Annotated in this window: 16 protein-coding genes; 4 read left to right on the top strand and 12 right to left on the bottom strand. The window is 39.9% G+C overall.

The features are described 5' to 3' along the window. Positions 1–153 precede the first annotated feature (153 nt). Complete coding sequence (locus ACKTT2_RS16820) at positions 154–390, top strand: hypothetical protein (protein WP_407888925.1); 237 nt, start codon at positions 154–156, stop codon at positions 388–390. Here the strand turns inward: ACKTT2_RS16820 and ACKTT2_RS16815 are convergent. From ACKTT2_RS16815 to ACKTT2_RS16805, 3 genes are all read right to left on the bottom strand, one after another. Next, the gene (locus tag ACKTT2_RS16815; RefSeq protein WP_407888893.1) at positions 338–1,846 is read right to left on the bottom strand and encodes an Ig-like domain-containing protein; all 1,509 of its coding nucleotides are present in this window, start codon (positions 1,844–1,846) and stop codon (positions 338–340) included. The two genes, ACKTT2_RS16820 and ACKTT2_RS16815, sit on opposite strands and share 53 nt — an antisense overlap. Then, positions 1,846–2,613, bottom strand: a complete 768-nt coding sequence (locus ACKTT2_RS16810) for a TIGR03943 family putative permease subunit (protein ID WP_407888891.1) — start codon at positions 2,611–2,613, stop codon at positions 1,846–1,848. The genes ACKTT2_RS16815 and ACKTT2_RS16810 overlap by 1 nt, the downstream gene beginning before the upstream one ends. Positions 2,614–2,758: 145 nt before the next feature. After that, positions 2,759–3,823, bottom strand: coding sequence for a permease (locus ACKTT2_RS16805; protein WP_407888889.1), 1,065 nt, complete (start codon positions 3,821–3,823; stop codon positions 2,759–2,761). Between the two features lie 634 nt (positions 3,824–4,457). Here ACKTT2_RS16805 and ACKTT2_RS16800 point away from each other — a divergent pair. Together ACKTT2_RS16800 and ACKTT2_RS16795 are read left to right on the top strand one after the other, a co-directional pair. After that, positions 4,458–4,688: a hypothetical protein gene (locus tag ACKTT2_RS16800; RefSeq protein ID WP_407888887.1), complete on the top strand. Its 231-nt coding sequence runs from the start codon at positions 4,458–4,460 to the stop codon at positions 4,686–4,688. A 468-nt stretch (positions 4,689–5,156) separates the two neighbouring features. Further along, positions 5,157–6,515: a sensor histidine kinase gene (locus ACKTT2_RS16795; RefSeq protein WP_407888883.1), complete on the top strand. Its 1,359-nt coding sequence runs from the start codon at positions 5,157–5,159 to the stop codon at positions 6,513–6,515. A gap of 20 nt (positions 6,516–6,535) precedes the next feature. Here ACKTT2_RS16795 and ACKTT2_RS16790 read toward each other — a convergent pair whose 3' ends face one another. Further along, positions 6,536–7,027: a GNAT family N-acetyltransferase gene (locus tag ACKTT2_RS16790; protein WP_407888879.1), complete on the bottom strand. Its 492-nt coding sequence runs from the start codon at positions 7,025–7,027 to the stop codon at positions 6,536–6,538. A 128-nt stretch (positions 7,028–7,155) separates the two neighbouring features. Further along, positions 7,156–7,755 (bottom strand): MiaE family protein, encoded by a 600-nt coding sequence (locus ACKTT2_RS16785; RefSeq protein ID WP_407888877.1) that lies wholly within the window; start codon positions 7,753–7,755, stop codon positions 7,156–7,158. A 532-nt stretch (positions 7,756–8,287) separates the two neighbouring features. Between ACKTT2_RS16785 and ACKTT2_RS16780 the strand changes: the two genes are divergently transcribed. After that, positions 8,288–8,785: a DUF3291 domain-containing protein gene (locus ACKTT2_RS16780; protein ID WP_407888875.1), complete on the top strand. Its 498-nt coding sequence runs from the start codon at positions 8,288–8,290 to the stop codon at positions 8,783–8,785. A 22-nt stretch (positions 8,786–8,807) separates the two neighbouring features. On the opposite strand, the gene ACKTT2_RS16775 is transcribed toward ACKTT2_RS16780, so the two are convergent. The 7 genes from ACKTT2_RS16775 to ACKTT2_RS16745 all read right to left on the bottom strand — a co-directional run bounded on the left by ACKTT2_RS16775 (position 8,808) and on the right by ACKTT2_RS16745 (position 12,538). Continuing rightward, positions 8,808–8,981: a type II toxin-antitoxin system RelE/ParE family toxin gene (locus ACKTT2_RS16775; protein ID WP_407888923.1), complete on the bottom strand. Its 174-nt coding sequence runs from the start codon at positions 8,979–8,981 to the stop codon at positions 8,808–8,810. Positions 8,982–8,984: 3 nt separating this feature from the next. Then, positions 8,985–9,113 (bottom strand): hypothetical protein, encoded by a 129-nt coding sequence (locus ACKTT2_RS16770; RefSeq protein WP_407888873.1) that lies wholly within the window; start codon positions 9,111–9,113, stop codon positions 8,985–8,987. After that, positions 9,110–9,376, bottom strand: a complete 267-nt coding sequence (locus tag ACKTT2_RS16765) for a ribbon-helix-helix domain-containing protein (RefSeq protein ID WP_407888871.1) — start codon at positions 9,374–9,376, stop codon at positions 9,110–9,112. The genes ACKTT2_RS16770 and ACKTT2_RS16765 overlap by 4 nt, the downstream gene beginning before the upstream one ends. A gap of 236 nt (positions 9,377–9,612) precedes the next feature. Continuing rightward, positions 9,613–10,008 (bottom strand): VOC family protein, encoded by a 396-nt coding sequence (locus ACKTT2_RS16760; protein WP_407888868.1) that lies wholly within the window; start codon positions 10,006–10,008, stop codon positions 9,613–9,615. A gap of 82 nt (positions 10,009–10,090) precedes the next feature. Continuing rightward, positions 10,091–10,882, bottom strand: coding sequence for a ZIP family metal transporter (locus tag ACKTT2_RS16755; protein WP_407888866.1), 792 nt, complete (start codon positions 10,880–10,882; stop codon positions 10,091–10,093). 392 nt (positions 10,883–11,274) lie between these two features. Further along, positions 11,275–12,297 (bottom strand): zinc-dependent alcohol dehydrogenase family protein, encoded by a 1,023-nt coding sequence (locus ACKTT2_RS16750; protein WP_407888864.1) that lies wholly within the window; start codon positions 12,295–12,297, stop codon positions 11,275–11,277. A 28-nt stretch (positions 12,298–12,325) separates the two neighbouring features. After that, the gene (locus ACKTT2_RS16745; protein ID WP_407888862.1) at positions 12,326–12,538 is read right to left on the bottom strand and encodes a hypothetical protein; all 213 of its coding nucleotides are present in this window, start codon (positions 12,536–12,538) and stop codon (positions 12,326–12,328) included. Between the last annotated feature and the right edge of the window lie 93 nt (positions 12,539–12,631).

Below are 12,631 nucleotides of genomic sequence, written 5' to 3'. Positions count from 1 at the left end.
ACGATAAAAATTTCAAAAATAAAAATTATTTGTGCAAATTATATAAAGATTCGTTAAAATTTTCGTAAAACCGCCCAACAGCTTGTGAGAAATACTTAGACCAACGCATCAGCTCTGGGCATGGTTGTTTTTAAACTCCCTATTGGTGTGTGTATGATATTGATTCGCGATTTGGTTAGACAAGTGATGATGACTGGTTTTCTTAGTATTGCGACAGAAGAACAACTACGGCAACTGCTAAGAACAAAATACGATTTGGAAGATTTAAACGCTTTTATGAGTTTACAAGAAGCTGCAATGGCTGGTTTAATTCGGCAAGAGTCACGCGAAAGTTTGTTTATGGCAACCAATGGGGATGAAAACCCGCTAGAGGAAGCTGTTCTGGCTTAATGTCAGCAGATGCAGAAGGGTCAGAGATAGGTAGTAACGGCATCAGCCACAAACTGCTAGTAGATATTGCTTGACCATCATCAGTTGTCAATAGATTTGCCGGTGAAGAACCTGTAGCAGTTGATTGTGGAACGATTTGGTCAAATAGTAATCCCAAACCATCGGGTGCTAAACTCATTTCTACGTTCCGTTGTTCCGCAGGAAGTATCATCAGAGGTTTCTGCTGCCCGCTTTTAAGATCGATGGCAACTAAGTATGGTTGCTCCTGATACAAACCTCCTGGTAGTATTTGTGTGAGCAAACAATACAAAGTAGGTGAAGCAGTATCAAACTCGCAACTAAGAATCGATCCGGGAGTGCGGAGTAACTGTCTCTGAATGCCTTGGTTAGTCACCAAAAACAAATCTTTTGTGTAGTCCGTATTAAACTTAACCATTACTGCTTGAGAACCATCCTTAGAAAAAGCTTGCACCAAACCAAACTGTGGTAAGAAATCTAAAGGTTTGCTCGCATCCGATGTTAATGGTAAGATCGCTGCACCTTGCCCTTGTGCTACTGCCACAGCTTTACTATCTGGTGTAATAACAAAGTCTCCTACAGGTTGACTTTGCAAGCGTTTCAGAGCTGGTTCCTCAGAATTATCGCCATCATTTTTTTGGTTGACAGACAGAAACCACAATCCAAAGTCACCAGGGTCATCTTTTTTACCTCGTTGGACAACAATAGTTTGACCGTCTGGAGATAAGTCAAATTTCAGATTTTGATACTCTTTGTTATCTAAAATCAAATCTATTTTATTGGGTGGTTCTGCTTTTTTATTAGAAATTGCAGAAATACCTGTGGTTACAGTGTATATTTGAGACGAGGTTAAATCCTGATTTTTAACAGAACGAGCTGAAAATAAAATTTTTTCTCCATCAGGAAATGGCTTATAGTCCATCACAACTAAGTCTTTAGGCGTCAAGACTTTTTTTTGCTCTTGAGTTAAGTTGTAAAGAACCAACCGCCCTTTATCTTCTTTATCAGATCCTATATAGAGGATAACCCGGTCTCTAGTGCGAAAAGTCCCTGTAAAAGGTTGTATTAGCCTGTTCTTTCCTTCTTTTTCTGAAAATTTATCTCTTGCACCTTGCAACTTAACATTATAGTTAGTTCCATATGGCGCTGGTGTGAGCAACGTATAAACCATTCGCCGCCCTGCCCAACTCACTTTACCTGCTAAAGGTGGATCGATCTTCAAATTTTCCTCAACAGTTTTTGTGTCCATAGGACGACTAAAAGTGAGGGTAAAAGAAGAATCATCTGCACCAATCTTTTGATTTTCCCAACTAAAATGCCTGATGCTAGGTTTAACCGCATCACCTTGTAAGATCAGCAACCCTGTCAGCAAGCTAAGGATCAACAGAAATGATATTGCAACACGATCTATAGGATGTAAAAAAGTTTTGGTAGTCATTAATAACTATAAGGATTTTTAGGTTGAGAGATTTTTCTTAAAGAGGAAGCCGCAATAGTCAGTTGACGCTTATCTTTTATAGTTTCTGTTACCATTTGCCCTTCAATTTCCAACCAGGTATCAGGTGGATACTTATCGCGAGGTTCTTTCAATTTTACGGGTAATCCTATAGGATAAGCATCTGCAGCACAGCAAGTCAGTACGAATCGCGCTATAAATAAATGTTTTTTACCAAGGTCTGGTGGATGAATCACAAAGCCTTGTACTTTAGCTCTTTGTCCCGTGTAAGCATCAGGTTCCGGATAAACATTAAGCGTGCGTACCCAATCTACTAAAGTTCGGTCTTCCGGACGAACAGAAGCACGGAAAGACTGGGGTTGAATGCGTGAAGTTCCTACAAAATCCGTCACACCTCGTTGAAGCGCTGTTTGACTAGCAAAGACACGAGGTGTTATGACCAATCCCAGAATAGCTACAATCAACAGTAAAATACTACCAAATCCAGGTGGAAAAACAGTAAAGTGTTGCATATCGGGAGTTACCTCACCTCGTCGCCGTTGCAACAGTTGTCCTACTTTGAAGAAACTAAGAACAAGTAGTCCTACAGCACCCGTTACTGCCAACCAAAAGTAATCGGGGTGAATTAATAAGACGAGTTTGTTAGTCAACCAATATTTTAGAATTAAAACTCCCCAAGCTGTCAGTGCTAAAACATCCAGCCAGGGTAGTAGATTTTTGAATTTTGGTTTTCGATTTTGAGAAGCCATTATTTTTTGGTCATTGGTCACTGGTCACTGGTGAGTCCAGTCCTGCAGAAAGGTCTCCTTTCGTAGGGAACTGGTGAGTCCAGCGCTGTAGAAAGGTCTCCTTTCGTAGGCGACTGGCGAACCCGGAGGGTCACTGGTCACTGTTTTAAAAGACGTGTAAGTTCACAAAAAGGGTAAGTAAAAATGTGAGTTGTGCTGCAAGAGCAAATAAATACAGAACAGCCTTGGGTTTAAAGACTGATAACATTAAACCAACACCTTTGATATCAATCATTGGTCCAAATACCAGAAAAGCCAATAAAGATCCACTGGTAAAAGTTGAGGCAAAAGACAAGGCAAAAAATGAATCAACAGTTGAACAAATCGATACAACTCCAGCTAGGATAAGCATGGCAGCAATTGAGCTAATCGGACCGGAACCCAAGCTGATAATAAGATCGCGAGGTACTAGTACTTGAACAGCCGCCGCAATGGCGCTTCCCATAACCAAAATTGCCCCTAGTTCGCGCAGTTCCTGTATGCAATTGTCTACCAACAACCGTAACTTATCCATCAAAGGTTTGCTCGGACTAGACGCTGCCATAACACCTTGCAAAGCAGTAGCATCCATCCGTATGGTTTGCCCTGATTGCCCTCCTAACATATAAGTTCCTGATTGTAATACAGTGGGAACTCCCATTCCCTGCTGCAATAAGTTATTCTTTTTGTCTTGCGTGCTTCGTTTGGATTTAGAAGATTTTGGGGGATTAAATTTTAGATAACGAGCTATTGAAGGTTGAACTATCAGAGTTAAGTCTTTTTGAACGCTAAAGACTGTCCCAATAATAACTGCAATAGCTAAGGAGAATAAAACTCTTAACACCACTATTTCCGGTTGGTCTCGAAATGCAGTCCAAGTTGCCCATATGACAACAGGGTTAATAGTTGGTGCTGCAAGCAAAAAACCAATTGCCACTGGTGTAGGGACTCCCTGCATCAGCAATCGCCGCGCCACTGGTACGTTGCCACACTCACAAACAGGGAACATAAATCCCACTAAACTGCCAACTAAAGCGCCCAAGACTGGATTTTTAGGCATTTTCTCCGCCAATTTGCGCTCATCTACAAAAAACAGCAACAAACTAGAGAACAAAACTCCCAATAACAGAAAAGGAATTGCCTCGACTAGCAGACTAAGAAATAAAGTGAAACCATTGTTCAATTGATTCATGGGTGTCGCTTATCAAAGCGGTGTTGAGTTCTAGGGGTGTGAAAAGTCATTTTAGCGTTCAGAGGAGACAATGGGTGGTTGTTGACCAAAAAACAGGAGCTAAAAAACAAGATAATTAAATGCTAACTGTACTCTTATCTCTTGCGTCAGAACGTGAATTGCATAAGTCTTAAGTAGTAGACATTTTAGCATAGGGATTTATACTTAACTCCGTCTACTAGAAAAAACAGTACTTTTAGATGATTGTTAAGTTCGATAAATGGTTCCAATTCTCCCTCGTTACCTCCATAAGTAGTAGAGTTTTGATTATTTATTCTCATCAATCAAGTAATTTTCCTTGATGTTATATTATCTTTCAGGAATTTTTATCAAGGATTTACTTTTTCTAAACATAAAGACAACATCTTCGCTAGGACCAAATCCAAGCAAGGACTTGTTTTGGTAACCTCTCCCAAAAGATGTATGTATAATTACCCACAAAAAATATAAAACTTCAAGACCAAAATGGAACAAATTTCTTAAAATTTTCCCTTCTAACAACCTCCAAACTAGTAAGGGCATATGCCTTGCGCCCCTACTAACTAATTCAAACGAACTTATGGTCTTAATTCTCAAAAAAATGTAAGATAAATCAATGAAAAGCATTGAAACAATTGCCAACGTTAGTCCTGATGGCAAACTTACGGTACAGTTACCCTACGATATGCCTCCAGGAGAGTATAGAGTTGTAGTCGAGATCGACGAAGCACCCGTGATTGATGAATTCCCCTTGGAATCACCATCATTGGCAGTGACGACAACAACAGAAGATGCATGGGAATTTTTTAACGCCCTTATGGGAATGGTTGAAGCTCCTGATGACTAGTACATGAAGGCAGAAGTCTAGAGGTAGAGGAGCCACTGCGGTGGACGGGTTTCACAGGCTATAGCAAGTAGTATGGCAGAAGGTACTTGACGTACATAGTTCAGCTAGTTACGTAGAAACATTTAATTTAAAGATTATAAAGTTATAAATTTAATAGTAATTTATTCAGTTACGATTGTTTTTCACTTCTTTTAGAGAAGACTACATTAAGAGGTTGTTTGAAAAGTTGTTTACTGTGATTTTAGGCACTTATAGATCCCCCCTAGCCCCCCTTTTCAAGGGGGGAACTAGAAGCAAAGTCCCCCTTTTTAAGGGGGATTTAGGGGGATCTTGAATATTTTGCTACTGATGAAAGGACTTTTAAAACATCCTCTAAGGTAAGAGGTGTTACAAATAATATACTTATAATTGACATCAACAAATAATTATGTATTAATATTTGCTTTATCTTTTAGATCGGGGTTGCTAGTGTCTCAAGAATCCAGTTCGCAAATATCGCCACCATTTTTATCTGGTAGCAGTCAAAGTGACTTAGGTTTAGAGTCAACTCTTAAAGAACTGCCAGCATACAACTTTTGTGTGGAGACAAATTGCACTGGTGCTGAAGTTGCTTTATATTTTGACAAATATCCTCTTCTCCCAGGAGTCATTTTAGTAGAGGAGGGTAAGTATATGGGAATGATTTCACGGCGGCGATTGTTAGAATTTTTAATTCGCCCATACGGACAGGAGTTATTTCTTCAGCAACCACTGAGTGTTCTTTACAGTTATGCTCGCACAGAAATTTTGTTACTGGCAGAGACTACTCCAATATTAGCAGCAATACAACTGGCATTAAGACGTTCTGCTGAACTCTTGGGAGAACCTGTAGTTGTACATACACCACCCGATATCTATAGGTTATTGGATGTACAAGAATTAAATGTTGCTTCTTGGCAAATCCGGGGAATAGAAACTCAAGTACGGTATGAGCGCAGTCAAGCCTTGATGGTTCAAAATGATAAAATGGCGAACTTAGGTCGTTTAGTAGATGGGGTGGCGCACGAAATTCTAGACCCTTTAAATTTTATTTGGGGTAACTTAGCTCACGTTGGAAACTATAGTCAAGACTTAATGAAGTTGGTTGCAGCTTATGAAAAAGAAGATTTTCCTCTATCAGAAGAAATAATTCAGCTAAAACAAGAAGTTGAATTAGATTTTTTACAACAAGATTTATCAAGAGCGATCGCTAGTATCCGTGCTGGAGCAGAAAGATTAAAAAAGTTGGTAACTGGATTACAAAATTTTTGTCATATTGATGAAGTGTATCCAAAACCTGCCGATATACACGCCAATTTAGACAGCATAATATTATTAATCAATAGCAGAATTACTGGAGAAATCGAAATAGTTAGAAATTACGGTCATCTCCCACCCATATCTTGCTTTATTGGGCAATTAAATCAAGTATTTATGAACATACTGAGCCAATCTGTGGATACACTGCTAAATGAAGCAGTGAGACAGCAAATGCATTTAGAAACTACAGCCACGGCTCAAAAGCCAAAAATTGAAATTACAACTCAAGTCATTTCGCGCAAAGTTAACCTATCAGATACACTAGATTCTCGTTGGGTATCTATTTGTATTGCTGATAATAGTCCAGGAATGTCTCAAGAATTACAGCAACAAATTATAGATTCTTTTTCCATAGCAAAACGTGCTGATAAAGAAACTAATTTATCAGTCAGCTATCGAATTGTTAAAGCAAGACATGGTGGTGAATTAAATTTGCATTCAGAACTTGGTAAAGGTACAGAATTCCAAATTCTCTTACCTTTGGCTTGAAAATGGTCATTGGTCACTGGTCAGGTGGTCACTGTTAATTTCTTAACATACACCCGATCGCAACGAGCTGTTTCTACACCTGATGCTTTTTCATACCCATTATTTTCATAAAGTCGAACAGCCTCTACTAAAACACTAGCAGTTTCAATCCAAATTTCTTGAAAGCCACGAGAAATAATTGCAGCCTCTAACTGTTGTAACAAATATTTCCCTAGTCCAAAACCTCTAGCTTTTGGTAAAAGATACATCTTACGAATTTCTACAGCTTTTTCCCCTCGCTTAATAGGGTAATAAGCTGCAGTTCCTACAACTTGGTTTTGATGCTCGATAACCCAGAACTCACCCCCAACCGCCACATAACATTCTTCTACCTGCACTACATCTCGATCGGCTCCATTAGGTTCCCAATTCAAACCATAATCTGCTAGTACAGATCTAATAATATTTGTAGCAGAAGTGCGATCGCGCTCCTCCCAATGACGAACTACAAAATCTTGATAATATTTTTTCATTGATTTCACAAATCAAATAGGATTGCTATATACCAATTTGAATGAAAAATGCGACAGATGTTTGACTCAAATCAAGTCTAAACGAATTTCTCAATCCAAAATCCACGCATCTAAAATCCAAAATAGTATTAACTATGAATTCGCGGTTCTCGGTGTAAAGTCGCCAATAATTCACTTTCCACAAATGCTAATTCATCTAGTCTTTGTCTGACCAGTTCGCGATCGAAGTAAGTATCCGCAAGTACCCAATAAGTACCATAGTGACGAGCTTCAGATGCCATTAGGCTGCGGTAAAATTTTGCTAATTCCGGTTCCGAGCAGTGAACTGCTAGCAATCCCAAACGTTCGTGACTACGAGCTTCAATTAAACCACTGATTAGCAGAGAGTCTAAAAACCTTTCTGGTTCTTGCGAGCGAATTTGCGATTTTAAACCCGCACCATAAGGCGGTGGCTGCAATGGACGCAAAGGAATACCCCGTTTTTCCAACCATTGATTGACAAGTTCAAAATGTTCTAATTCTTCACGAGCAATTTTGGTTAACTCTCGTACCATTTTGGCATTAGAAGGATAGCGAAATATCATGTTCAAGGCAACTCCTGCTGCTTTTCGCTCGCATTGGGAGTGATCGAGGAGAATAGTGTCTAGATTTGCAACAGCCTGTTCCACCCATGCAGAACTTGTTGGTTGTTTGAGAGCGTTAATTGTAGACAGTTCAGATGAAAGCACAATAAAAGGTCAAAAACTCGACTTACATAATATATAGTTACAAATTTCTTAGGAAACGCAAAGGCAATTGGGATGTAAAGGAAATAAAAGAGAATTACACAAATAAATCACCAGACCGGGGGAAGTTACTAAGTAGGGTTGATTTGCGTATGTTCAACCGGATGTCATTACTGGAGTTTAGACTATGACAATAGCAGGCAATTTCCGTCGATCTGGTGGTTGTTGAGCGGATAACCCGCCGTTCGTACAAAAGTAAAGGGTTTAGTTAACATAGAACATTTCCTGAATCCCTTGTTGTATTAATAATCACGTTTTAAGTTGGGTACTTAAATGTGAAGTATTAAGAACAAAAATGAAGAATTATCAGATGCCAAATTTAAACCTGTGATGTTAGTCTGTCTTAACTGCACTCTATCTCAGGAAATATATATAAATATGTATTTTCACTATTTAAATCTATATTTAGATAGTAGACAAATGAGAAAGTAGCAAAAAATACATTATATGTGCATCGCAAAAGAATGCAAAAACTATGAATACAGAACGCTATCACCTTGCCCAAGTAAACACCGCAACTCTACGTGCGCCACTAGATTCTCCAGAAATGGCAGAGTTCGTCGCACAAATTGAAAGTATTAACGCGATCGCCGATGCCGATCCTGGTTTTGTATGGCGTTTACGAAGTGAAGGTGCAAATGATGCCACTAGTATCCGTGCTTTTGATGACGAGAGAATTTTAATTACTCTCACAGTTTGGAAATCTCTAGAAGCCCTCTCAAACTACGTATATCGTGGTGCTCATGGAAATATAATGCGCGATCGCCGTCGTTGGTTTGAAAAAGTCGAGCAACCCATCCTAGCATTATGGTGGGTTCCGGCGGGACACACTCCCACAGTTGCTGAAGCCAAAGAGCGACTAGAGCATTTGCGACTTTATGGTTCAACCCCGATTGCTTTCTCCTTCGGCAAACCATTTCCCCAACCTGAAATCGAAACGATAATATTACGTAGTACAGCATCCACACGCTAAACGAGAAATTTGTCTTTTCAACTCATCTTTCTTGGTCTTTAAAAATAGATGGTAAATCTCGGCGAGCATTAATTACTCGAAGAATTTCAACGCCATCATCCAAAACTCTGTAAAAAATAATATACCTATCTAACAGTAAACCACGTAAATCAGGACGGATTTCTGCATAGCTCCTACCCATGTTAGGAAAATTTATTAATTACTCGCAGCGACGCTCGAATTTGCGGAAAAATTGTTCTCCAGCCTCGACATTATTAATGGTAAAGTAGTCAACAATTTCTTTGAGATCTTGGGTTACCAGAATGTTAATCAAATAGCGACGATTCATTCTTGCGCCTCACGTACTTGCTGAAAATGTGACAGAATTTGGTTAACAAAAGTTTTTCCGTCGATGGGTGAGTGTGTTCGCTCCGAAGCGAGCGCTGCATCAATTTTTTCTCTTACAGAATTTATCCAGTCATCATCAGCTTGCTCATATTCATCAAGTAGCCTGAAAGCAAGCTCTAACAATTCTTCAGCATTGCGATACTTGCCTGTTTGCAACTTGGCTTGGATAAATTTTTCTTGCTTTGGTTTCAGTATGATGTTCATGGTATTTGATTCTACTGTTTGCTTTGTATTTTAAGGCAGAATCTGAAGCTAAAGAGCGGCTAGAGCATTTGTGCCTTTACAGTTCAACCTCTATTGCCTTCTCCTTTAGTAAACCATTTCCTCAACCAGACAATCGAAACGAAGACTTTGTGTAGGTTGGGTTAAGGAACGAAACCTAACGTATACAGTTGTTAGCTTTCCATGTAGCAAATCCAACCCACACAAAAATCAGCCAATCACTTCAACGCATACTCAAGGTTGTATTCAACTAATTCAATTTCATTGCCATCTGGGTCATTGACATAAATTCTATGCTTAGTTTCAGGTGCTGTCATTGTGTAGTATTCAATGCCTTCCTCATCAAGCAACTTTTTCATAACTTCACCATCTCGAATCACAAAACCAACATGATTGATACCAATCTTTTCGTAAGGTACGTGTACGCGCTCTTGATTTGCTTCATCATTAAGAGCAATATAAAATTGATTATTACCTAAATGCCTCCAGTACCTACCATTGAATACACCTTCAGCACGTACATACCAATCGGGGAATAGAGATTGATAGAACTTTTGAGTTGCATTTATATCTTTACAAGAAATATTTATGTGTTCAAAACGAAGAAGATTCATAATTTCGATCCTTTTTAAGTAAGTTTGCCATTTGTCATTTGCCATTTGTCATTTGTACTAACAACTAACAACTAACAACTATCTACCCAAGTGCAATATCCAAAAACATCATGATAACAAAGCCCAACATCACGCCAATAGTTCCCTCTTGCTCCAATCCCTTACGATGAGACTCAGGAATAATTTCATCACTGATGACAAACAACATTGTGCCTGCTGCAAATGCCATTGCCCAAGGTAAGATAAAATTGGCGATACTCACCACACCAGCACCGATCGCACCACCAATTGGTTCTACTAAACCTGTCAGTAGTGAAATCCATAAAGCATAACCTGCTGAATATTTCTCAGCAACTAAAGATAATGCGACTACCAAGCCTTCCGGAATATTTTGTAACCCAATGCCCAAGGCAACGGGAATACCATCTTTAATATTATTATTACCAAAATTAACTCCCACTGCTAATCCTTCAGGAAAGTTATGAATGGTAATTGCAGCAATAAACAACCAAGTTCGTTTGAGGTTACTCCTCCCAACATTTTCCTGCCCTTTAAAAAAATGTTCGTGGGGCAATAATTTATGTGTTAATTGCAGAAACAATCCTCCCAGCAAAATCCCAGCCACTATAATCAATGCAGCACCTGCTTGGGGATAACCTTGAGCTATGGCAGACTCAGTACCAGGTAGGATTAATGAAAATGATGTTGCTGCTAACATCACTTCGCCCCCAAACCCCAGCATGATTCCTTGCACTCTTTGCGTAAAATTTATTGGTAGTAAAATCGGCAAGGCACCGATAACAGTAGCAAGTCCTGCACCTAAACTTGCGATCGCGAAGCGCAAGCTGTACCCAGCTGATCGCGCCGAGAACAAGGGTTTCCATAGCTAGTTTTATTCCTACCATTACCTTGAGGAAGTGGGCTTGCAGTTTTTAACTGCTCTTTCTAAATCATACTCATAATGACTTCGTTTTACAATAAATGAGGTAAATGTTTTAAATATTCAAGACAGCAAAGATGTAAGGGCGCAATGCCTTGCGCCCCTACCATAACTTTCGGGTAATGGATAATTACTCCCTGGGCGTGCTCTTATGATTACCCAAACACGTAGAGTGGGCACTGCCCACCAACAGCGAATGGTGGGCAGTGCCCACCCTACAAAGAGCGATAATTTTAGAACGGAAAGGGAGTCAATATTCAAGACAGCTAATCACGGAAAAATCCCACGAGCAAGTATGAAAATATCTCCTTCCCAGTCCCCGAGCGCTAATCCCTAGTCCCCACTCTCAAAACAATCTTGCCAAAATGCGCTCCACTTTCCATATAAGCCAAAGCTTCCCGTGCTTCTTCAAAGGGGAACTCTCGGTCGATTATTGGATGTATATTATGCAAGGAAATAGCTCGATTCATTGCCTCAAACATCTCGCGACTGCCTACATAAATGCCTTGTACGCAAATACCTTTGTGTAGAATCGAGACTGTACTGGTATCAGCATTTAACCCAGTCAGGACTCCAATCAAACTAATATGTCCTCCATAGCGGACAGCACGGAGGGATTTATTGAAGGTTCCCGCCCCGCCAACTTCAATAATGCGATCGACTCCAAGTTTACCTGTGAGTTCCCAAACTCTTTCATCCCAGTCTGGTACAGTCTTGTAATTCACAACTTCCGATGCGCCCAACTGTAGCAACTTTTCTAACTTGCGATCGCTGCTAGAAGTGCCAATAACCTTAACCCCCATTGCTAAAGCAAACTGAAGCGCAAATATTGAAACTCCACCAGTTCCTTGTATCAAAATCGTATCGCCAGCTTTTAACTTACCATCCGTGACAAGAGCATTCCATGCGGTGACTGCAGCACAAGGTAGCGTTGCTGCTTCTTCATAAGAAAGAAAATCTGGAAAACGAACAACACCGTTTTGGTCGAGTACGACATACTCAGCTAAGATACCATCAATAGCACCGCCCAACGCGGACTGAGATTTTTCTGCTGAAAATTCCCCATCTATCCAAGCTTGCATGAAAATAGTTGCAACGCGATCGCCAACTTTAACTCTAGTGACTCCCTCACCAACAGCAACCACTTCCCCCGCACCATCAGAGAAAGGAACAAGTGGGAGTTTTTGTTTAGAGCCATATGCTCCTTTGACAGTTAACAAATCGCGATAATTCAGTGAAGCAGCGTGTATTTTGAGAAGGATCTGTCCCGCTTGAAGCTGAGGTTCCGGTCTATCAACCAATGTCAATGCATCAAGCCCTTTTCGAGATTGAACTTCCCAAACTTTCATTGTTCAGATACTCCTAGTTGTGCCAGGATTATTCTACAGGAACAGTTGGTGAGTCAAGTAGCTCAAAAGGCCAAGCTAAAGCTTCTAGAAAACAACCAGTTGTTAAGACGACTTTTGCGACCCATACTATGGGAAAATTAGTGTATTCGTCAAGTTCCTGAAACTGCTGCTTGAGTGCAGACCACTGAATCAAGGTTCCCAAAAGGTAAGAAATCAGCGCTACTAATACCCAGATAGACATAAAACTTCCTCTCCGTTATTTTTAGAAATGAGATTAGCTGCTTTAATTTATATTCATTGTTATCTACTCACTGGATTAGTAGAATTACGCAAA

This window comes from Scytonema hankhaensis NUACC26, assembly GCF_045865695.1.
Taxonomy (GTDB): Bacteria; Cyanobacteriota; Cyanobacteriia; order Cyanobacteriales; family Nostocaceae; genus Scytonema.
Note: the sequence above shows the minus strand (reverse complement) of the source record. Positions and strands in the feature narration are given on the sequence as shown.

Excerpts from the sequence above, each read along its gene's own strand:
- ACKTT2_RS16800 (WP_407888887.1), top strand. The coding sequence starts at position 4,458 with ATGAAAAGCATTGAAACAATTGCCAACGTTAGTCCTGATGGCAAACTT.
- ACKTT2_RS16790 (WP_407888879.1), bottom strand. The coding sequence starts at position 7,027 with ATGAAAAAATATTATCAAGATTTTGTAGTTCGTCATTGGGAGGAGCGC.
- ACKTT2_RS16770 (WP_407888873.1), bottom strand. The coding sequence starts at position 9,113 with ATGAATCGTCGCTATTTGATTAACATTCTGGTAACCCAAGATCTCAAA.
- ACKTT2_RS16805 (WP_407888889.1), bottom strand. The coding sequence starts at position 3,823 with ATGAATCAATTGAACAATGGTTTCACTTTATTTCTTAGTCTGCTAGTC.
- ACKTT2_RS16765 (WP_407888871.1), bottom strand. The coding sequence starts at position 9,376 with ATGAACATCATACTGAAACCAAAGCAAGAAAAATTTATCCAAGCCAAG.
- ACKTT2_RS16750 (WP_407888864.1), bottom strand. The coding sequence starts at position 12,297 with ATGAAAGTTTGGGAAGTTCAATCTCGAAAAGGGCTTGATGCATTGACA.
- ACKTT2_RS16810 (WP_407888891.1), bottom strand. The coding sequence starts at position 2,613 with ATGGCTTCTCAAAATCGAAAACCAAAATTCAAAAATCTACTACCCTGG.
- ACKTT2_RS16745 (WP_407888862.1), bottom strand. The coding sequence starts at position 12,538 with ATGTCTATCTGGGTATTAGTAGCGCTGATTTCTTACCTTTTGGGAACC.
- ACKTT2_RS16780 (WP_407888875.1), top strand. The coding sequence starts at position 8,288 with ATGAATACAGAACGCTATCACCTTGCCCAAGTAAACACCGCAACTCTA.
- ACKTT2_RS16820 (WP_407888925.1), top strand. The coding sequence starts at position 154 with ATGATATTGATTCGCGATTTGGTTAGACAAGTGATGATGACTGGTTTT.
- ACKTT2_RS16815 (WP_407888893.1), bottom strand. The coding sequence starts at position 1,846 with ATGACTACCAAAACTTTTTTACATCCTATAGATCGTGTTGCAATATCA.
- ACKTT2_RS16760 (WP_407888868.1), bottom strand. The coding sequence starts at position 10,008 with ATGAATCTTCTTCGTTTTGAACACATAAATATTTCTTGTAAAGATATA.